The sequence below is a fragment of the Citrobacter sp. Igbk 16 genome (genome assembly GCF_028069755.1).
In the GTDB taxonomy this organism is placed as follows: Bacteria; Pseudomonadota; Gammaproteobacteria; order Enterobacterales; family Enterobacteriaceae; genus Citrobacter.
The window spans coordinates 37,925-58,264 of sequence record NZ_JANEWJ010000017.1; the positions used below are offsets into that span (position 1 = coordinate 37,925).

Here is a 20,340-nt window from a genome sequence, read left to right on the forward strand (position 1 = left end):
CGATGCGGTTAGATAAACTATTTCAGCAGCCCGGCAATCTGTGTTTTTGCGTACCCGACAAAACGTTCAACCGACGGCATCGATACGCCCCAATCCACGGTGGTTAACCCCAGATACTCCGCACGCGCAGCCTGCAGCGTGGCGGCATGCTCAGTGGGCAATTGCGGTATCAGCCAGGATGCGGCCGTCTCTTTAGCAACAATATTACCGGTCACGACGCTATACCAGATTCGCGCCAGAGCAAGGATGATATTGCGCTCATCCCCTTCTAAATCGGCCGGTTTCTGCCACATATCCAGGATATGTCGAAATGTTTGTACGATATCGCTAAAAGGGATGACGTTGAATAATGTCTCAGCGGGTTTACCGAACAACGGTACGCTGGCACGCCGGGCCTGGGTCAGCAGAATGGCAAGGTCAGGATCCACCTGCGCCGGTTCATACACGCCAGCGCAGATATCTTCACGCAACCATTCGCCAAACTGCATTTCTCTCGCTGGTGGAAATCGCCACGGTACAATCTGCGAGAACAGTACAACGGTCACTTCCAGCGCCCGATAGCTATCGGCACTGCCCGGCGGTGCTGATATTTCCAGAAAACCCTGCATCAATTCTTTTCTTTGCTGCATATCCAGCGGTTGCCTGATGGTAACCAGTAAATCGACGTCGCTTTGGGGTTTTAATCCCCCTTCAACTGCAGAACCATACAAATGAATGGCAACCAGATTGCCCTCGAAAATCTGGCGGATGAGCGCACTGGCGGCATCCACCTGGCGTCGAATGGCGTCCGGAATATGATGAGTCATTTAGCCCCCAGGGAAAAAAGCAGAATCATTGAGTTTATACGGCATTTTTCCTGTAGCGCTATCCTCTGGCAGAAAACCGTTATCAGATCCGATCCTAAGCCTGAGGTGGCATACTGTCCGCATCCATTTTCTGACATAATAACCGGATTCGATTTTGCCCCGCAGGAGTCTTCACATGGAATTTACCGCCGGACTGATGCCGCTTGAAACGGCTCTCTCTCAGATGCTTTCGCGTATTACCCCACTCACCGCCGTCGAAACGCTGCCACTGGTTCAATGCTTTGGCCGTATTCTGGCGACCGATATCGTCTCTCCCATTGATGTCCCTGGATTCGATAACTCGGCAATGGATGGTTATGCGGTGCGTTTGGCCGACCTGCAATCCGGCCAGCCGCTCTCCGTTGCAGGTAAAGCCTTTGCCGGTCAGCCTTTCCATGGTGAATGGCCTGCGGGAACCTGCATTAGAATTATGACGGGCGCCCCGGTACCCGCCGGTTGTGAAGCCGTCGTCATGCAGGAGCAGACTGAACAAACTGACGACGGTATTCGTTTTACCGCCGACGTCCGCAGCGGACAAAATATTCGTTTGCGCGGTGAAGATATCGCCAACGGCGCGGTGGTATTTCCGGCGGGAACACGCCTGACAACCGCAGAACTTCCGGTACTGGCCTCGTTGGGTATTGCCGAAGTACCGGTCGTTCGCAAAGTTCGCGTGGCGTTGTTCTCTACCGGTGATGAACTGCAACTGCCGGGTCAACCGCTGGGCGACGGACAGATTTACGATACCAATCGCCTGACCGTGCATCTGATGCTGCAACAGTTGGGCTGTGAAGTAATCAACTTAGGGATTATCCGCGACGATCCTAACGCGCTACGCGCCGCATTTATCGAAGCCGACAGCCAGGCCGATGTTGTCATCAGCTCCGGTGGCGTGTCGGTGGGTGAAGCAGACTACACCAAAACCATTCTGGAAGAGCTGGGAGAGATTGCCTTCTGGAAATTGGCCATCAAACCGGGTAAACCGTTCGCTTTCGGCAAACTGAACAACAGCTGGTTTTGCGGCCTGCCAGGAAACCCGGTCTCCGCGGCCCTCACGTTCTATCAACTGGTACAACCGTTGCTGGCGAAACTCAGCGGTAACACCGCTTGCGGACTGCCACCACGCCAGCGTGTGCGCACCGCATCACGCCTGAAGAAAACGCCTGGCCGTCTGGATTTTCAGCGCGGTGTATTACAGCGTACCGCAGAAGGCGAACTGGAAGTCACCACCACCGGACATCAGGGATCGCATATTTTTAGCTCCTTTAGCCTGGGCAACTGCTTTATCGTGCTGGAGCGCGATCGCGGCAACGTTGAAGCAGGAGAATGGGTTGAGGTCGAGCCGTTTAACGCCCTGTTTGGAGGCCTGTAATGGCGGAACTCAGCGACCAGGAGATGATGCGCTATAACCGGCAAATCATTTTGCGCGGCTTCGATTTTGAAGGCCAGGAAGCGCTCAAGGAAGCGCGGGTACTGGTCGTGGGTCTGGGTGGGCTCGGTTGTGCGGCCACCCAGTATCTGGCGGGCGCTGGTGTCGGGCAGTTAACCCTGCTCGACTTTGACACCGTGTCCGTTTCAAACCTGCAACGCCAGACGCTGCATAGTGACGCAACCATTGGCCAACCCAAAGTAGAGTCGGCACGCGACGCACTGGCGCGGATTAATCCCTATATCGTCATTACGCCTGTGAATGCGCTTCTCGACGATACCGCGATTCATGCGCTGATCGCCGAACATGATTTGGTGCTGGACTGCACCGATAATGTCAGTATCCGCAATCAGCTCAATGCCGGCTGCTTCGCCGCAAAGATTCCACTGGTATCCGGCGCGGCAATCCGCATGGAAGGACAAATTACGGTCTTCACATACCAGGAGGGTGAGCCCTGCTATCGCTGCCTGAGCCGCCTGTTCGGTGAAAATGCCCTGACCTGTGTAGAAGCGGGTGTAATGGCTCCGCTCATCGGCGTGATAGGTTCACTTCAGGCGATGGAAGCCATTAAGCTGCTGGCAAACTACGGTAAACCGGCATCCGGTAAAATCGTGATGTATGACGCCATGACCTGCCAGTTTCGCGAAATGAAGCTGATGCGTAATCCAGGGTGTGAGGTTTGTAGTCGGTAAAAAAGTCGAGTGGCGGCTTCGCCTTACCCGACCTACAACGGTCCAAACGCAGGCCGGGTAAGCGTTAGCGCCACCCGGCAACAGCATCAGATCGACGTCCGCCCAAACGCGCTCTGCCAGTCGTGTTCAAACTTCGCCACGGCAGCATCAACAGCCGGGGAGCTAATCAACTGCTGTGCAACATCCAGCGGCAGCGTAATAGCTTCACAGCCCGCCAGCAGGCAGTCCAGCGCCTGGCGTGGGGTTTTAAAACTGGCGGCCAGTACTTTGGCGTGCGTAGCATGCATTTTCAGTAAGCGCTGCAGGGCGTTCACCGTCTGAATGCCGTCTCCCCCCTGTGCATCCACGCGATTAACATAGGGTGCAATATACTCTGCGCCAGCCAGCGCGGCTAACAACCCCTGTGCCGCACCGTATACCGCCGTCCCCAATGTCGGGATACCCTCTTCCTTCAGCAACTTAATCGCCGCCAGACCTTCTGCAGTGACCGGCACTTTGACCACGATATCCGCGATGATTGCCCGCAGTTTACGCGCATCGCTGACCATACCTTCCGCTGTCGTCGCCATTACCTGAGCAAACAAACGCCCTTGCCCTCCCATCGCTTCCTGCAATTGCGGCAGGAGCACGTCCAGCGTCTGCTTACCTGCCGCCACAATGCTCGGGTTGGTTGTCACCCCCGCCAGCGGAAAAATACGCGCCAGGGCCTTTACTGCGGCCACATCAGACGTATCCAAATAGAGTTCCATAACCTTTCCTCAAACGAATAATTAGCATGAATAAAAGGTAGCACGGCGAAACCTCACGGTTAGTTGACGCACGTCAATATAACTTTCATTCGAAAGTAATTTAATCTTTATACGAAAGAAAAGAGGCCGCTTATGATTTTTAATATTCAGCGCTATTCCACTCACGATGGCCCCGGTATTCGTACCGTGGTGTTTCTTAAAGGATGCTCCCTGGGCTGCCGCTGGTGCCAGAATCCGGAAAGCCGCGCCCGCACGCAGGATCTGCTCTATGACGCGCGTTTGTGCCTCGAGGGTTGCGATCTGTGTGCGCAGGCTGCACCGGAAGTGGTTGAACGTGCGCTGAATGGCCTGCTTATTCACCGTGAAAAACTGACCGATGACGCTCTCACTGCGCTGACCGACTGCTGTCCGACTCAGGCGCTGACCGTCTGCGGAGAGATAAAAAGCGTGGAAGACATTATGACAACCGTCCTGCGTGATAAACCGTTTTACGATCGCAGCGGCGGTGGAATCACCCTGTCCGGCGGCGAACCGTTTATGCAGCCAGAGCTGGCGGCAGCGTTGCTCAAAGCCAGCCATGATGCAGGTATTCATACGGCGGTCGAAACCTGTCTGCATGTCCCATGGAAATATATTGCGCCTTCATTACCCCATATCGATCTGTTTCTTGCTGATTTAAAACATGTGGCTGACGCCCCGTTTAAACAGTGGACCGATGGGCGTGCCGCACGCGTGCTGGAAAATCTGAAAAAACTGGCCGCCGCGGGTAAAAAAATGATTATCCGCGTACCGCTGATTCAGGGATTCAATGCCAACGCAGCCGATATTCAGGCTATTACCGATTTTGCTGCCGACGAACTGCACGTCGATGAGATCCATTTTTTGCCCTATCACACGTTGGGCATCAACAAATACCTCTTACTCAATCAACCCTACAACGCCCCGGAAAAACCGCTTGATGCGCCTGCACTGCTCGAATTTGCCCAGCAGTACGCCAGCCTTAAAGGTTTAACCGCGACCCTACGAGGATAACTGCCATGACGACTCTGAAACTGGACACACTCAGCGACCGCATCAACGCGCATAAAACAGCACTGATCCACATCGTGAAGCCGCCGGTTTGTACCGAGCGCGCCCAGCACTATACCGAGATGTACCAACAGCATCTGGATAAACCCATCCCGGTACGTCGTGCGCTGGCACTGGCTCATCACCTGGCGGAGCGCACTATCTGGATCAAACATGACGAGTTGATCATCGGCAACCAGGCAAGCGAAGTGCGCGCCGCCCCCATCTTCCCGGAATATACCGTGTCGTGGATCGAAAAAGAGATCGACGACCTCGCCGACAGACCGGGCGCAGGCTTCGCGGTAAGCGAGGAGAATAAACGCGTATTACACGAAGTGTGTCCGTGGTGGCGGGGTCAGACCGTTCAGGATCGCTGCTACGGGATGTTTACCGACGAGCAAAAAGGGCTGCTGGAAACCGGCATTATCAAAGCCGAGGGCAATATGACCTCCGGGGATGCGCACCTGGCGGTGAACTTCCCGCTGCTACTGGAAAAAGGGATTGATGGCCTGCGCCACAAAGTTGATGAGCGCCGTTCCCGCATCAATCTGACCCGCCTTGAAGATCTCCATGGCGAACAGTTCCTGAAAGCAATTGATATTGTGCTGGAGGCCGTCAGCCTGCACATTACCCGCTTTGCCAACCTGGCACGTAAGATGGCTTCAACAGAAGCCCGTACCCACCGTCGCAATGAGCTGCTGGCAATAGCGGAAAACTGCGAGGTGATCGCCCACGAACCGCCAAAAACCTTCTGGCAGGCGCTGCAACTGTGCTACTTCATTCAGTTGATCCTGCAGATTGAGTCCAATGGTCACTCAGTATCGTTTGGCCGAATGGACCAATATCTCTATCCGTACTACCGTCGCGACGTTGAGCTGAACCAGAGCCTCGACCGCGAGCACGCCATTGAGCTGCTGCACAGCTGCTGGTTGAAGCTGCTGGAAGTGAACAAAATCCGCTCCGGCTCTCACTCGAAAGCCTCGGCGGGCAGCCCGTTGTATCAGAACGTCACCATTGGTGGTCAGAATCTGGTCAATGGTCAGGCGGTGGATGCCGTCAATCCACTTTCCTACGCCATTCTGGAGTCCTGCGGCCGCCTGCGTTCTACGCAGCCAAACCTGAGCGTGCGTTATCACGCAGGGATGAGTAATGACTTCCTGGACGCCTGCGTGCAGGTGATCCGCTGCGGCTTTGGCATGCCAGCCTTTAACAACGATGAAATCGTTATCCCGGAATTTATCAAACTCGGCATTGAACCCGAGGACGCCTATGACTATGCGGCCATCGGTTGTATCGAAACCGCCGTGGGAGGCAAATGGGGCTACCGCTGCACGGGCATGAGCTTTATTAACTTTGCCCGCGTTATGCTGGCGGCGCTGGAAGGTGGTCGCGATGCCACCAGCGGCAAGGTGTTCCTGCCACAGGAAAAAGCGCTCTCGGCTGGTAACTTCAACAATTTCGACGAAGTAATGGAAGCATGGGATACGCAGATCCGCTACTACACGCGTAAATCCATCGAAATTGAGTATGTCGTCGACACCATGCTGGAAGAGAACGTGCATGACATTCTGTGTTCCGCACTGGTAGACGATTGTATTGAGCGCGCGAAAAGCATTAAGCAAGGTGGCGCAAAATATGACTGGGTATCCGGATTACAGGTCGGGATCGCCAACCTCGGCAACAGTCTGGCTGCAGTGAAGAAACTGGTCTTTGAACAAGGAACAATCGGTCAGCAGCAACTGGCGGCCGCACTGGCCGACGATTTTGACGGTCTGACCCACGAGCAGTTGCGCCAGCGTTTAATCAACGGTGCACCAAAGTACGGTAACGACGACGACACTGTTGATACGCTGCTGGCTCGCGCTTATCAGACTTACATCGACGAACTTAAGCAGTATCATAATCCGCGCTACGGCCGCGGCCCGGTTGGCGGTAACTACTATGCCGGGACCTCTTCCATCTCCGCAAACGTACCCTTTGGCGCGGCAACCATGGCAACACCGGATGGACGTAAAGCACATACGCCGCTGGCGGAGGGTGCAAGCCCGGCTTCCGGTACTGACCACCTCGGCCCAACGGCGGTCATTGGCTCGGTAGGTAAACTGCCCACGGGTTCGATTCTCGGCGGCGTACTGCTCAATCAGAAGCTGAATCCGGCCACGCTGGAAAATGAGTCTGATAAACAGAAGCTGATTTTCCTGCTGCGGACTTTCTTTGAAGAGCACAAAGGCTGGCATATTCAGTACAACATCGTGTCTCGTGAAACGTTGCTGGACGCGAAAAAACACCCGGATCAGTACCGTGACCTGGTCGTTCGTGTCGCAGGCTATTCCGCTTTCTTCACTGCGCTGTCTCCGGATGCGCAGGACGATATCATCGCGCGAACTGAACATATGCTCTAAACAATATTGCTGGCCGGGTGAGAGTCCACACCGTCATCCGGCACGTAATCCTGAGCACGCCGATATCCGGAGTGCAAGTCACGTTCTCGTAGGCCGGATAAGGCGTTCACGCCGCCATCCGGCACACTACCCTCCCCATTGCCGGATGCGCTGACGCTTATCCGGCTTACAACGACAGCACGAACCACCGTCTTTCACGCACCAGTGACGTTGAAGACGACCGTGAAACTTTCATTCGAAATTAAATTTGTGCTTCAGGTCACATTGTTATTAGAATATTTCTGGTCGCAGTAATGAGCCAGGAGCCAGTATGACCATCAACGTTATCGTCACAGATATGGACGGAACGTTTCTCGATGATGCCAAAAAGTACGATCGCGTACGATTTATGGCGCAGTATCAGGAACTGAAAAAACGCAACATTGAATTTGTCGTGGCCAGCGGCAACCAGTATTACCAGCTCATCTCTTTTTTCCCGGAACTCAAAGATGAGATCTCTTTTGTCGCCGAGAACGGTGCATTGGTGTTTGAACATGGTAAACAGCTGTTTCACGGCGAGCTAACCCGCCACGAGTCCCGTATTGTCATTGGTGAACTGCTAAAAGATAAACAGCTCAACTTTGTGGCTTGTGGGCTGCAAAGCGCTTACGTTAGCGAAAATGCGCCGGAGTCCTTTGTGGCGTTGATGTCAAAACACTACCATCGCCTGAAGCCCGTAAAGGATTATCAGGATATCGACGATGTGCTGTTCAAGTTCTCGCTAAATTTACCGGACCAACAAATCCCATTGGTTATCGATCACCTGCATGCTGCGCTGGATGGCATTATGAAGCCCGTCACCAGCGGCTTCGGGTTTATCGATCTGATTATTCCAGGTTTACATAAAGCCAACGGTATCAGCCGCCTGCTAAAACGCTGGAACCTGTCACCACAAAACGTCGTCGCCATCGGCGACAGTGGCAACGATGCGGAAATGTTGAAAATGGCGCACTACTCTTTCGCCATGGCTAATGCAGCCGAGAACATCAAATTTATTGCCCGCTATCAGACCGACGATAATAACCATCAAGGTGCACTGAACGTGATTCAGGCCGTGCTGGATAACACCTCCCCTTTCAACGTCTGATCCTGCCGACCGGAGTACCTGCTCCGGTTCTCACCGTTTTTGCATTCCGTGCACGCCATCAAGTTTTTAAACTTGCATTAACTTATTTTTAACTTATATTGCATTTGTAAGTTAAATAAGTTTCAAATGAAAGTTATGCGAGGTGGTTATGGCTTTTACTTTTACCAGCAACACATTGCCCGCCGACCACAAAGCGGCAATCCGTCAGATGAAGCAACAGCTGCGGGCGCAGCTCGGGGACGTCCAGTTGATTTTCAATCAACTTAGTGAGGGCATCGCCAGCCGTGTGGCGGAAATCAACGACCTTAAAGCGCAAGGTTTCGCGGTCTGGCCGGTGTTGTCATATGCCGATATCAAAGCAGGTCGCGTGAGTGCAGAGCAGCGTGAAGACATTAAGCGTCGCGGTTGTGCTGTTATTAAAGGCCATTTCCCTCGCGAACAGGCTTTGGGCTGGGATCAATCGATGCTGGACTATCTGGATCGCAATCACTTTGATGAACGCTATAAGGGACCAGGAGATAATTTCTTCGGTACCCTGAGCGCATCGCGTCCAGAGATCTATCCGATCTACTGGTCACAGGCGCAAATGCAGGCCCGTCAGAGTGAGGAGATGGCGAATGCACAGTCCTTTCTCAATCGCTTATGGACGTTTGAAAGTGACGGTAAGCAGTGGTTTAACCCGGATGTCAGCGTCATTTATCCTGACCGTATTCGCCGCCGCCCGCCAGGAACCACCTCAAAAGGGCTGGGCGCACACACCGACTCCGGAGCACTGGAGCGCTGGCTGCTTCCGGCTTATCAGCGTGTTTTCGCCAATGTCTTTAACGGCAAGCTGGCAGAGTACGATCCGTGGCATGCTGCACATCGCACCGATGTTGAAGAGTACACGGTAGATAACACCACGAAGTGCTCAGTGTTTCGGACTTTCCAGGGTTGGACTGCACTGTCCGATATGCTGCCAGGCCAGGGGCTACTGCATGTTGTTCCTATTCCGGAAGCGATGGCTTATGTGCTGTTGCGTCCCCTGCTGGACGATGTCCCGGATGATGAACTGTGTGGCGTCGCGCCAGGCAGAGTATTGCCGGTGTCAGAACAGTGGCACCCACTACTGATGGAGGCGTTAACCAGCATTCCACAACTGGAGGCCGGAGATTCAGTGTGGTGGCATTGTGATGTCATTCACGCCGTTGCGCCGGTAGAAAATCAACAGGGCTGGGGTAATGTGATGTACATCCCTGCCGCACCGATGTGTGAGAAGAATCTGGCCTACGCCCATAAAGTGAAGACGGCCCTGGAAAAAGGCACATCACCGGGTGATTTTCCGCGTGAGGATTATGAAACGAACTGGGAAGGCCGCTTTACACTGGAGGATCTGAATATCCACGGTAAGCGCGCGCTGGGGATTATCTAATTTGTAATAACCCCAATTCCCCCTAAGTATTTCGCGTTACAGGTGCAGCCAACACACCTGTAACGCGCATAAAGACGGAAACGTTATTCGACGCCTTTAGTCCGCAGATAATCTTCGTAGTTCCCGGTGAAGTCGATCACGCGTTCCGGCGTAATTTCAATCACGCGGGTTGCCAGCGAACTGACGAACTCACGGTCGTGAGAAACGAAGATCAGCGTACCCTGGTACATTTCCAGTGCCATGTTCAGCGATTCGATTGATTCCATATCCAGGTGGTTGGTTGGTTCATCCATAACCAGGATATTCGGTTTCTGCATCATCAGCTTACCGAACAACATACGCCCTTTTTCACCACCGGAGAGCACCTTGGCAGGCTTCTTGATGTCATCCTGGCTGAACAGCAGACGACCGAGGAAGCTGCGGACAACCTGCTCATCATCGCCTTCCTGTTTCCACTGGCTCATCCATTCGAAAACGGTCAGATCGTTTTCGAACTCGTATTCATGATCCTGCGCGTAGTAACCGACCTGGGCGTTTTCAGACCACTTAACGGTACCGTTGTCCGGCTGCAAATCGCCAACCAACGTTTTCAGCATGGTGGATTTACCCACGCCGTTGGCACCAATGATGGCAACCTTCTCTCCCACTTCCAGCAGCAGATTAAAGTTTTTAAACAGCGGGCCTTCCTCGAATCCTTTAGTCAGGGCTTCCACTTCCAGCGCGTTACGGAACAGTTTCTTATCCTGTTCGAAGCGGATGAACGGGTTCTGACGGCTGGAGGCTTTCACTTCGTCGAGCTTAATCTTATCGATCTGACGCGCACGCGAGGTCGCCTGTCGAGATTTAGATGCGTTGGCGCTAAAGCGGCTGACGAAGGATTGCAGATCGGCAATCTGCGCTTTTTTCTTGGCGTTATCAGCCAGCAGACGCTCACGAGCCTGAGTCGCCGCCGTCATGTATTCGTCGTAGTTGCCCGGATAAACGCGCAGTTCGCCGTAGTCCAGATCCGCCATATGCGTACAGACCATGTTCAGGAAGTGACGGTCGTGCGAAATGATGATCATGGTGCTGTCACGCTCGTTCAGCGTCTGCTCCAGCCAGCGGATAGTGTCGATATCCAGGTTGTTCGTTGGTTCGTCGAGCAGCAGAATGTCCGGGTTAGAGAACAGCGCCTGTGCCAGAAGGACACGCAGTTTCCAGCCGGGTGCGACTTCGCTCATCGGGCCGTAATGCTGTTCTACCGGAATACCGACGCCCAGCAGCAGTTCACCCGCACGGGCTTCCGCAGAGTAGCCGTCCATTTCACCATACTGAACTTCGAGGTCAGCCACTTTATAGCCATCTTCTTCGCTCATCTCGGCCAGGCCGTAGATACGGTCGCGTTCCTGCTTCACTTCCCACAGTTCAGCGTGACCCATAATAACGGTGTCAAGAACAGTGAACTCTTCAAAGGCGAACTGATCCTGACGCAGCTTACCGATGCGCTCGTTCGGATCGAGTGAAACGTTACCCAGCGTCGGTTCGAGGTCGCCGCCGAGAATTTTCATAAATGTGGATTTACCGCTACCGTTCGCGCCAATCAGGCCGTAACGATTGCCGCCGCCAAATTTGACGGAAATATTTTCAAACAGCGGCTTACTGCCGAACTGCATAGTGACGTTGCTGGAAACTAACACTGGCGTATCCTGAAAAGAGAAAGAAATATGTGACAAACCGCTTATTATGCCATAAGTCTGCAATAAGATCGCGCCGTTCATGCTGCACAGAGAAAGTGAAAGCAAAAGGAAAAAAGTGTGATTTAGTACACATCCGAATTCCTTGTTGCTCAGAATGCACATATAATGCGTGCCCAACACTACATAAATCTCAACCCACTAGCCTGCTTGGCTTCAGAATCTCGCAAAAATGAATATGAAATTGACAACGCTTTTCGCGGCGGCGCTCGCGGTAGTTGGTTTTTGTAACACTGCTTCAGCCGTCACGTACCCGCTGCCTACCGATGGTAGTCGTTTAATTGGCCAAAACCAGGTTATCACCATTCCTGAAGGCAACACCCAGCCGCTGGAATACTATGCGGCAGAGTACCAGATGGGTCTGTCCAACATGCTGGAAGCTAACCCGGGCGTGGATACCTTCCTGCCAAAAGGCGGCACCGTACTGAACATTCCTCAGCAGCTGATCCTGCCGGATACCGTGCATGAAGGTATTGTGATTAACAGCGCCGAAATGCGTCTGTACTACTACCCGAAAGGTACCAACACCGTCATCGTTCTGCCAATCGGTATCGGCCAGTTAGGTAAAGACACCCCTATCAACTGGACCACCAAAGTTGAACGTAAGAAAGCGGGCCCAACCTGGACGCCAACCGCTAAAATGCATGCGGAATACCGTGCAGCGGGCGAACCGCTGCCAGCCGTTGTTCCGGCAGGTCCGGATAACCCGATGGGTCTGTACGCGCTGTATATCGGCCGTCTGTATGCTATCCACGGTACCAACGCTAACTTCGGCGTCGGCTTACGCGTCAGCCATGGCTGCGTGCGTCTGCGTAACGATGACATCAAATTCCTGTTTGAAAACGTGCCGGTCGGTACGCGCGTCCAGTTTATTGATGAGCCAGTGAAAGCCACCACTGAACCAGACGGTAGCCGTTACATTGAGGTACATAACCCACTGTCTACCACTGAAGCGCAGTTCGAAGGCGGCGAAATCGTACCGATTACGCTGAACAAGAGCATTACCAGCATCACCGGTCAGTCTGACGTCGATCAGGCCGTCGTTGAGCAGGCGGTACAGAACCGCTCAGGTATGCCGGTTCGTCTGAACTAAGCACATACCTGAAACGAAAAAGGCGGATGAATCATCCGCCTTTTTTATTGCCTCAATGCCGCTTTCACAGTAATAACAACAAACCATACCCCACCAGCGCCGCCCATATCAGCATCGGCACCGAATACAGATGAAAACGCCACCAGATACGTCGGTCATTCGCCATGCGTAAAGCAATCAGATTCGCCAGCGACCCCGGCAACAGGCCGAACCCGCCGATATTAACCGCCCAGGCCAACAATAGCGTCGGTGGAACATAGTTGAGCAACAAAATAGTGCTGGGAACGTTACTGATAAACTGCGATAAGCCGATTGCCGTCAACCAGAGCTCCGGTGCTGAAAGCGTGCCAATCTGACTCGTTACTCCATGTAACGCTGGTAACTGCGTTAGCAAATGCACATCAATAAACATCGCCATAAACACCAGCAGCAACGTCCAGTCCACGCTGGCAATCACACGACGAGCCAATATCATGAATCCAGTCGCCACAATCGCCAGGCCCCACAGCTCAAGCTTGAGCTCCAGTGCCATCAGGAAGACGATATACAGCGCCAGGCAGCTCCACACCAACCGAGGCTGCCAGTCAGGTGCGCGCGTACCGCTATGATAGTGCAGCGTTTTATGTGGGAAACTGAACCAGCACAGCACCACCAACGTCAGCATCATGGTGCCAGCAAGCGGTGCCATTTGCCAGGTAAACGCAGTAAATGACAGGCCAGAGCGCCCCCACATCAGAATGTTCTGCGGGTTACCTATCGGTGTCAGCAGAGAACCGGCGTTCACCGCCAGCGCCTCAAAAATAATGAGGCGGTTTACCGGGATGGCGCACAGTTTTTTCAGGGTAATGGTGAGAGGAACCACAATAAATAAGGCGACATCGTTGGTCAGAAAGGTCGACAGCAGCGCCGCCGCCAGCACCATAAATATCGCTAGCTGACGCTCCGTGTGGAAGCGGCGGGTCATCTTGCGCCCTAATACATCAAAGTAACCGCTTAGCTCCACGCCTTTGGTTAGCAGCATCAGGCCGCTTAGTGTAATAATTGTGTGCCAGTCAATTGCCCCAGGCCAAGTGCGGGGTGTAAATGGCACAAACAGGCTCAGAACAACCCCGATGAGGATTAACAGCTGGAAAAAACGATCGCGCTGTAAGGCGCGAAGAAAAGGAAAACTCATTCAGAGCCTGTTCCTTGCTGTTGCGTAAACCGACTAAAAGCCTCCAGCGTTTCCTTACTGACATGATGCTCCATTCCCTCCGCATCGCGACGGGCAATCTCCGGACTGATACCTAACATCAGCAGGAAGTTTTCCACAATCTGATGGCGTTCCCGGCTCTCCTGCGCCAGACGCTCACCTTCGGCGGTTAAAAACACCCCACGCCAGGGAATCATTTCAATCAACCCAACGGAGGCCAGGCGCTTAAGCATTTTGGCAACCGTCGGTTGGGAAACCCCAAGACGAGCAGCCATATCCACCTGACGCGCCTCCCCCACCTCGATAATGAGATCGGAAATCAGCTCTACGTAGTCATCAATCAGCTCACGGCGATGTGCCTCGCGGACCTGACGAAATCCTTCAACGTGTTCTTCGACATTCACCAATTGCGTCACTTTTTTTGTTGTTGGCATACCTGCGCGACGACTCATTCTGCTTCCTCGTTCCTGTGACGCGTTAACAGCATCTGATTAGAGAACGCTCATTGTAAACCAGAGTTGCGCGGGCACAAAAAATTAACGTTTTAGCAATAGCTATATAATATAGCCTGTGCTATATCTGTATATAATAAAGACATCCCTCAAGGACTGATGGGATCGTGAAGTCAGGAGGTTTATATGAATGAATTTAAGAGGTGTATACGCGTGTTTAGCCACTCTCCCTTTAAAGTACGGTTGATGCTGATCTCAATGCTGTGTGACATGATTAACGGCAAACCAGAGCAGGATAAACCCTCAGCAAAATAATGCGGCGTCGCGGTACGCCGCTTCATTTTTTTGTCGTAACCTGATTACGGTGATCGGTTTCGTCCAAATAACCCTTCTTTTTGTCTGTTTTGCTGTTGCCCTCTCAAAACAATTTCTTTGTAGTAGTTGACCTTCTCATGCACACACTCTATCTTTTCGCAGCCCTGCATATATTGCGGCTCGCGGATGCGGACCCATTCCCTCTTCTCGCTCTCTCAGGCAGGCATGACCCTTTGCGCCAGGGGTAGCACATGGCGTTTTTGCAACAGTGGCATATGAATTTAACCCTCAAAGATTCACTTATTGCTCGTAGCCGGGCTATTAGTCCGTGGACTGGCTTTTATTTTTTACAGTCTCTGCTGATCAACCTCGCGCTGGGCTACCCACTAAGCCTTCTTTATAGCGTTGCCTTTACCTGTGTATTGATGCTGTTGTGGCGTACTGCGCCGCGCGCGCAAAAAACGCTGATTGGCATCTGTTCACTGATTGCAGCGATGTATTTCCCATTCGGCCAGGCTTACGGCTCGCCAAACTTCAATACGTTGTTGGCGCTGCACTCGACTAACATGGAAGAGTCGACCGAAATCCTGACCATCTTCCCCTGGTACAATTACCTGGTTGGCGTGTTTATTTTTGCGCTCGGCGTTATCGCCGTACGGCGTAAAAAAGACGAGCAGAAACGTCGCTGGAACAAGTACGACAGCCTGTGTTTGCTGTTTAGCATCGTTGCATTCTTTGTTACTCCGGTACAAAACCTGGCATGGGGCGGCGTTTTCAAGTTAAAAGATACCGGTTACCCGGTTTTCCGCTTTGCCAAGGACGTTATCGTCAACAATAACGAAGTGCTCGACGAGCAAGAGCGCATGGCAAAGCTGTCGAGCGTGAAAGACAGCTGGACAGTCACCGGAGTGAAGCCGAAATATCACACCTATGTTGTGGTCATCGGTGAAAGTGCCCGACGCGATGCGTTAGGCGCGTTTGGCGGTCACTGGGATAACACGCCGTTTTCCAGCACCGTTAATGGCTACATTTTTACTGATTACATTGCTGCCAGCGGCTCCACGCAAAAATCGCTCGGCTTAACGCTAAACCGGGTCGTCGATAATAAGCCTCAGTTCCAGGATAACTTTGTCACGCTGGCCAACCGCGCGGGGTTCCAGACGTGGTGGTTTTCCAATCAGGGGCAGATCGGTGAATACGATACGGCAATAGCCAGTATCGCGAAACGGGCCGACGAAGTGCACTTCCTGAAAAACGGTGACTTCGAAGCCGATAAAAACACCCGTGATGAAGCCTTGTTGAAAATGACCGCTCAGGTGCTGGCTACCGAACGCACCCAGCCGCAACTGATTGTGCTGCATTTAATGGGTTCTCACCCGCAGGCCTGCGATCGTACTCAAGGGAAATATGACACGTTCGTCCAGTCGAAAGAGACCTCCTGTTATCTGTACACCATGACGCAAACCGACGATCTGCTGCGCCAGCTTTACGAGCAGTTGCGTAACAGCGGCAGTAGCTTCTCCATGGTCTATTTCTCCGATCATGGCCTCGCCTTTAAAGAGCGTGGAAAAGAGGTGCAGTACCTTGCCCATGACGACCAGTTCCAGCAGAACTTCCAGGTGCCCTTTATGGTACTGTCCAGCGATGACAAAGCGCATCGGGTGATTAAAGCCCGCCGCTCGGCGAATGATTTCCTGAGTTTTTTCTCTCAGTGGACGGGGATCAGCGCGAAGGAAATTACCAACAGCTACCGCTTTATCTCTGAGAAAAAAGCCGGGCCAGTGTATATCACCAACTTTAAATTGCAGAAGGTGGACTACAACCATTTGGGCACTGATATCTTCGAGACCAAATAGTCTCCTACCAGGCCGGATAAGGCATTTAGCCGCCATCCGGCACGAAATAATGTCTGATGCGCTGCGCTTATCAGGCCTGCAACGACACGCCATCCTGTATTACAGGCAAAAAAAATCCGCCCCAGAAGGCGGATTTTTTATATCACCGAAGTGATTAGAAGCGGTAACCAACACCCGCGATCCAGGTACCTACGTCAACGCTACGAATACGGCTCTGCTCGTAAGAGAAGTCCAGAGCAACGTTTTCGATCGGGTTGAACTGCACACCGGCACCGTAAGAGAAACCGTAGTCGCTGGTGTCGTGTTTGTCAGCAGGCGTTGCTGCATCCTGGAATTTACCGTAGCCAACACCCACAACACCGTATACGCTTGCCCAGTCATTCAGACGGTAAGCCGGACCTGCAGTGATGCCGTAGTATTGGGTTTTGTTGTAATCGCCAAACGAGTCGGTACGATCTTTTTCAGTGTAAGTGAAGGAACCGATCACGCCCAGCGGGCTGTTGTCCTGCTCATAACGATACTTCAGGTTGAAACCGTTCATTTTGTTCGCTGCGCCCTGAGCATCGCTCTGAGCGTAACCACCAGTAACGGTAGAAGTAGCAGCTACAGCGGTACCTGCGGAGAAAGCCAGAACAGCGGCCAGTGCTGAAAGACATGCAATTTTTTTCATAACCACCTCAAATGTGCTTCAAGTAAATCTTAAGTTTTAAATATACCAAAAACTGATGGGAAACTCTTTGCGATTCGCGATGTCTAACGGAGCTTTTCATGTAACAGAACATTTCAGAAACCCGCTATCTCTTTCAATTAACATCACTTTTCTAATGATTTATGCCATTATTGCGCGCACAACACGGCACATTCATCCAGATGATTCCTAATCGCGCAGATTATTAATCCATCGTTTTCATGCCATTGTACGGATCTCAGTAATTTTTTTTTCAACGAATACTCAACCAGCCGAGCGTATTTCCATTACACTCGCTGTTTTACTTTTCTATACACAAACTCACGCGCATCGCAGCAAATCTGCGGCGTCCTGTGGGGAAGGTGTGTAACCATCATTTGACAGGAGAAAGGATGCCGGGGTCGTCACGTAAAGCGCCAGTCTGGTTGCCTATTTTGGTTTTGCTGATAGCTATGTCCTCTATTCAAAGCGGCGCATCGCTGGCGAAATCGCTGTTCCCTCTCGTCGGTGCGCCAGGCGTTACTGCCCTGCGCCTCGCTCTGGGAACGCTCATCCTTATTGCATTCTTTAAACCCTGGCGTTTACGTTTTGCCAAAGAGCAACGTCTTCCCCTGCTGTTTTATGGTTTGTCTCTGGGTGGGATGAACTATCTCTTTTACCTGTCAATTCAGACTGTACCGCTAGGTATTGCCGTAGCACTGGAGTTTACCGGCCCGCTTGCAGTGGCGTTATTTTCCTCCCGACGCCCGGTAGATTTTATTTGGGTTGCGCTGGCCGTACTCGGACTTTGGTTCCTGCTGCCGTTAGGCCAGGACGTTTCTCACGTTGATTTAACCGGTGCCGCGCTGGCATTGGGGGCTGGTGCCTGCTGGGCTATCTATATTCTTACCGGGCAACGCGCAGGCGCAGAACATGGTCCGGCAACGGTCGCAGTAGGTTCATTAATCGCAGCGCTGGTTTTTGTGCCGATTGGCGTCATTCAGGCAGGTGATGCGCTGTGGCACTGGTCTATTCTCCCGTTGGGCTTAGCGGTAGCGGTCCTCTCAACTGCGCTTCCCTATTCGCTGGAAATGATCGCATTAACGCGACTGCCTACACGTACCTTTGGGACACTGATGAGTATGGAGCCCGCACTGGCGGCGGTGTCTGGGATGATTTTCCTCGGTGAAACGCTGACGCTTGTCCAGACGCTGGCTCTGGGCGCGATTATTGCTGCGTCAATGGGCTCTACGCTCACCATCCGCAAAGACCCGCAAATTAAGCAAGTTGACGTGAATTAACCTGCCAATATTCTGCATGGTTTGCATAATCATGCAGAATATCTTGTTATATATCCCCACTATTATTATCGCCCTTTACTTCCCCGTTGAAGCACGCTATTTATGCTGAGGCATAGCATTAACACAATAATAACATTCCATTGCACCAAAATAACTTATCATATTGATTTATAATCATATTTTATATTTTCATTCGCCTCACTATTAAAGTGATAGGTAACACCGGAAAAATAAAACTGAAATTAGCGCTATACTTATCCTCGTTGAAGATTTGGGACGTAAACATCAAGAGGATATGAAATTATGAGTACCGCAAAACTGGTAAAAACAAAAGCATCTGCCCTCCTTTATACCCGCAACGATGTAACAGACAGCGATAAAAAAGCGACCGTTGAACTGCTGAATCAGCAGGTGATCCAATTCATCGACCTGTCACTGATCACCAAACAGGCACACTGGAATATGCGCGGCGCAAACTTTATTGCCGTACATGAAATGCTGGATGGTTTCCGGACTGCACTGACCGATCACCTTGATACCATGGCTGAGCGTGCCGTACAGTTAGGCGGTGTTGCACTGGGGACAACTCAGGTTATTAACAGCAAAACGCCACTGAAAAGCTACCCACTGGATATCCATAACGTACAGGACCACTTAAAAGAGCTGGCCGAACGTTATGCCGTGGTTGCTAACAGCGTACGTAAAGCGATAAGCGAAGCAAAAGACGAGGATACAGCAGATATCTTCACTGCAGCTTCCCGCGACCTCGACAAATTCTTGTGGTTTATCGAAGCGAACATCGAATAACAGACCTATAAGAAACACCTATATTACCCTCGCATTTGCGGGGGTTTTGCACTTCTATGGTGCATGACATTGATCATTCGTCACCCCAAAGTAAATTATTTGTAATAATCACTTCACACAATCGTTAACGAAAGATTGTTTTATCAACAATTTTTACGCTAAATAGTCATACCGTTTGCACCACGCCCGTCACGCACCAAATGGGTGCCCTGAAACGGTGCAACCAGCCCGCTTTGCCCTACTTATTGTGCAACAAAATGAGACACCCTCTTTTTAAAACAATGAGTTGCAAAATTGGCACGATTTTTTCATTAAGCCATATGTTCTCGCAGGGGATCGCCCCGTGGATATAAAAGGAAATCCTATGAAGTCTGTATTAAAAGTTTCACTGGCTGCACTTACCCTGGCTTTTGCGGTGTCCTCCCATGCCGCAGATAAGAAACTCGTTGTCGCAACCGACACCGCCTTTGTTCCCTTTGAATTCAAACAGGGCGACAAATACGTTGGTTTTGATGTGGATCTGTGGGCTGCCGTCGCCAAAGAATTAAAACTGGATTATGAACTGAAACCTATGGATTTCAGTGGCATCATCCCGGCTTTGCAAACTAAAAACGTCGATTTGGCGCTGGCAGGTATCACCATTACCGAAGAGCGTAAAAAAGCCATCGACTTCTCTGACGGCTACTACAAAAGCGGCCTGTTAGTGATGGTCAAAGCGAACAATAACGATGTGAAAAGCGTAAAAGATCTGGACGGTAAAGTCGTCGCAGTGAAAAGCGGTACCGGCTCAGTGGATTACGCAAAAGCGAACATCAAAACCAAAGACCTGCGTCAGTTCCCGAACATTGATAACGCGTATATGGAACTGGGTACCAACCGCGCAGACGCTGTACTGCACGATACACCAAACATTCTGTACTTCATCAAAACTGCCGGCAACGGTCAGTTCAAAGCTGTAGGTGATTCCCTGGAAGCGCAGCAGTACGGTATCGCCTTCCCGAAAGGCAGCGATGCACTGCGTGATAAAGTGAACGGCGCGCTGAAAACGCTGAAAGAGAACGGCACTTACAACGAAATCTACAAAAAATGGTTCGGTACTGAACCTAAATAATAATCTACAGCGTAGCCCCGGCAGCGTAATGCTTACCGGGTCTACGCCAGCATTTTTGAGACCTGTAGGCCGGATAAGTACATCCGGTAAA

General features: G+C 51.9%; 18 protein-coding genes. 12 read left to right on the forward strand and 6 right to left on the reverse strand.

All coding sequences use genetic code 11. The features are described from left to right. Positions 1-17: 17 nt before the first annotated feature. The gene (locus NNO03_RS12955; protein ID WP_271449703.1) at positions 18-806 is read right to left on the reverse strand and encodes an aminoglycoside adenylyltransferase family protein; all 789 of its coding nucleotides are present in this window, start codon (positions 804-806) and stop codon (positions 18-20) included. A 175-nt stretch (positions 807-981) separates the two neighbouring features. Here NNO03_RS12955 and moeA point away from each other — a divergent pair, with 175 nt between their 5' ends. Together moeA and moeB are read left to right on the forward strand one after the other, a co-directional pair. Then, a complete protein-coding gene (moeA, locus tag NNO03_RS12960; protein WP_271449704.1) occupies positions 982-2,217 on the forward strand; it encodes a molybdopterin molybdotransferase MoeA in 1,236 nt (411 codons plus the stop codon). Next, positions 2,217-2,966 carry a molybdopterin-synthase adenylyltransferase MoeB gene (gene moeB, locus NNO03_RS12965; protein WP_271449705.1) on the forward strand — a complete coding sequence of 250 codons (750 nt, stop codon included), beginning with the start codon at positions 2,217-2,219 and terminating at the stop codon, positions 2,964-2,966. The genes moeA and moeB overlap by 1 nt, the downstream gene beginning before the upstream one ends. Positions 2,967-3,052: 86 nt before the next feature. Here the strand turns inward: moeB and fsa are convergent, their stop codons facing one another. After that, positions 3,053-3,715, reverse strand: a complete 663-nt coding sequence (gene fsa / locus NNO03_RS12970) for a fructose-6-phosphate aldolase (RefSeq protein ID WP_271449706.1) — start codon at positions 3,713-3,715, stop codon at positions 3,053-3,055. Positions 3,716-3,847: 132 nt separating this feature from the next. Here fsa and NNO03_RS12975 point away from each other — a divergent pair, with 132 nt between their 5' ends. From NNO03_RS12975 to NNO03_RS12990, 4 genes are all read left to right on the forward strand, one after another. Beyond that, complete coding sequence (locus NNO03_RS12975; RefSeq protein ID WP_271449707.1) at positions 3,848-4,747, forward strand: glycyl-radical enzyme activating protein; 900 nt, start codon at positions 3,848-3,850, stop codon at positions 4,745-4,747. 5 nt (positions 4,748-4,752) lie between these two features. Next, on the forward strand, positions 4,753-7,185 hold the full coding sequence (locus NNO03_RS12980; RefSeq protein ID WP_271449708.1) for a formate C-acetyltransferase/glycerol dehydratase family glycyl radical enzyme: 2,433 nt from the start codon (positions 4,753-4,755) through the stop codon (positions 7,183-7,185). A gap of 310 nt (positions 7,186-7,495) precedes the next feature. Continuing rightward, positions 7,496-8,311 (forward strand): Cof-type HAD-IIB family hydrolase, encoded by an 816-nt coding sequence (locus NNO03_RS12985; protein WP_271449709.1) that lies wholly within the window; start codon positions 7,496-7,498, stop codon positions 8,309-8,311. 148 nt (positions 8,312-8,459) lie between these two features. Further along, a complete protein-coding gene (locus tag NNO03_RS12990; RefSeq protein WP_271449710.1) occupies positions 8,460-9,722 on the forward strand; it encodes a DUF1479 domain-containing protein in 1,263 nt (420 codons plus the stop codon). Positions 9,723-9,805: 83 nt separating this feature from the next. On the opposite strand, the gene NNO03_RS12995 is transcribed toward NNO03_RS12990, so the two are convergent. Then, the gene (locus NNO03_RS12995) at positions 9,806-11,398 is read right to left on the reverse strand and encodes an ABC-F family ATPase (RefSeq protein ID WP_137384314.1); all 1,593 of its coding nucleotides are present in this window, start codon (positions 11,396-11,398) and stop codon (positions 9,806-9,808) included. 229 nt (positions 11,399-11,627) lie between these two features. Between NNO03_RS12995 and ldtB the strand changes: the two genes are divergently transcribed. Then, on the forward strand, positions 11,628-12,548 hold the full coding sequence (gene ldtB, locus NNO03_RS13000; protein ID WP_126318723.1) for a L,D-transpeptidase: 921 nt from the start codon (positions 11,628-11,630) through the stop codon (positions 12,546-12,548). 64 nt (positions 12,549-12,612) lie between these two features. Here the strand turns inward: ldtB and NNO03_RS13005 are convergent, their stop codons facing one another. Next, positions 12,613-13,722, reverse strand: a complete 1,110-nt coding sequence (locus NNO03_RS13005; protein ID WP_271449711.1) for an anion transporter — start codon at positions 13,720-13,722, stop codon at positions 12,613-12,615. Further along, positions 13,719-14,192 carry a manganese-binding transcriptional regulator MntR gene (mntR, locus tag NNO03_RS13010; RefSeq protein ID WP_003831586.1) on the reverse strand — a complete coding sequence of 158 codons (474 nt, stop codon included), beginning with the start codon at positions 14,190-14,192 and terminating at the stop codon, positions 13,719-13,721. The genes NNO03_RS13005 and mntR overlap by 4 nt, the downstream gene beginning before the upstream one ends. A gap of 186 nt (positions 14,193-14,378) precedes the next feature. On the opposite strand from mntR, the gene mntS reads away from it, so the two are divergent. Together mntS and NNO03_RS13020 are read left to right on the forward strand one after the other, a co-directional pair. Continuing rightward, positions 14,379-14,507: a manganase accumulation protein MntS gene (gene mntS / locus NNO03_RS13015; RefSeq protein WP_137384317.1), complete on the forward strand. Its 129-nt coding sequence runs from the start codon at positions 14,379-14,381 to the stop codon at positions 14,505-14,507. A 275-nt stretch (positions 14,508-14,782) separates the two neighbouring features. Next, positions 14,783-16,363: a phosphoethanolamine transferase gene (locus NNO03_RS13020; protein ID WP_271449738.1), complete on the forward strand. Its 1,581-nt coding sequence runs from the start codon at positions 14,783-14,785 to the stop codon at positions 16,361-16,363. Positions 16,364-16,517: 154 nt separating this feature from the next. Here the strand turns inward: NNO03_RS13020 and ompX are convergent, their stop codons facing one another. Further along, positions 16,518-17,033 carry an outer membrane protein OmpX gene (ompX, locus tag NNO03_RS13025; RefSeq protein WP_048212190.1) on the reverse strand — a complete coding sequence of 172 codons (516 nt, stop codon included), beginning with the start codon at positions 17,031-17,033 and terminating at the stop codon, positions 16,518-16,520. A gap of 410 nt (positions 17,034-17,443) precedes the next feature. Here ompX and rhtA point away from each other — a divergent pair, with 410 nt between their 5' ends. The 3 genes from rhtA (at position 17,444) to glnH (ending at position 20,249) form a co-directional block, all read left to right on the forward strand. Next, positions 17,444-18,331, forward strand: coding sequence for a threonine/homoserine exporter RhtA (gene rhtA / locus NNO03_RS13030; RefSeq protein ID WP_271442741.1), 888 nt, complete (start codon positions 17,444-17,446; stop codon positions 18,329-18,331). Between the two features lie 303 nt (positions 18,332-18,634). Next, the gene (dps, locus tag NNO03_RS13035; protein ID WP_005123679.1) at positions 18,635-19,138 is read left to right on the forward strand and encodes a DNA starvation/stationary phase protection protein Dps; all 504 of its coding nucleotides are present in this window, start codon (positions 18,635-18,637) and stop codon (positions 19,136-19,138) included. 364 nt (positions 19,139-19,502) lie between these two features. Then, on the forward strand, positions 19,503-20,249 hold the full coding sequence (glnH, locus tag NNO03_RS13040) for a glutamine ABC transporter substrate-binding protein GlnH (RefSeq protein WP_271441273.1): 747 nt from the start codon (positions 19,503-19,505) through the stop codon (positions 20,247-20,249). The last annotated feature ends 91 nt before the right edge of the window (positions 20,250-20,340 follow it).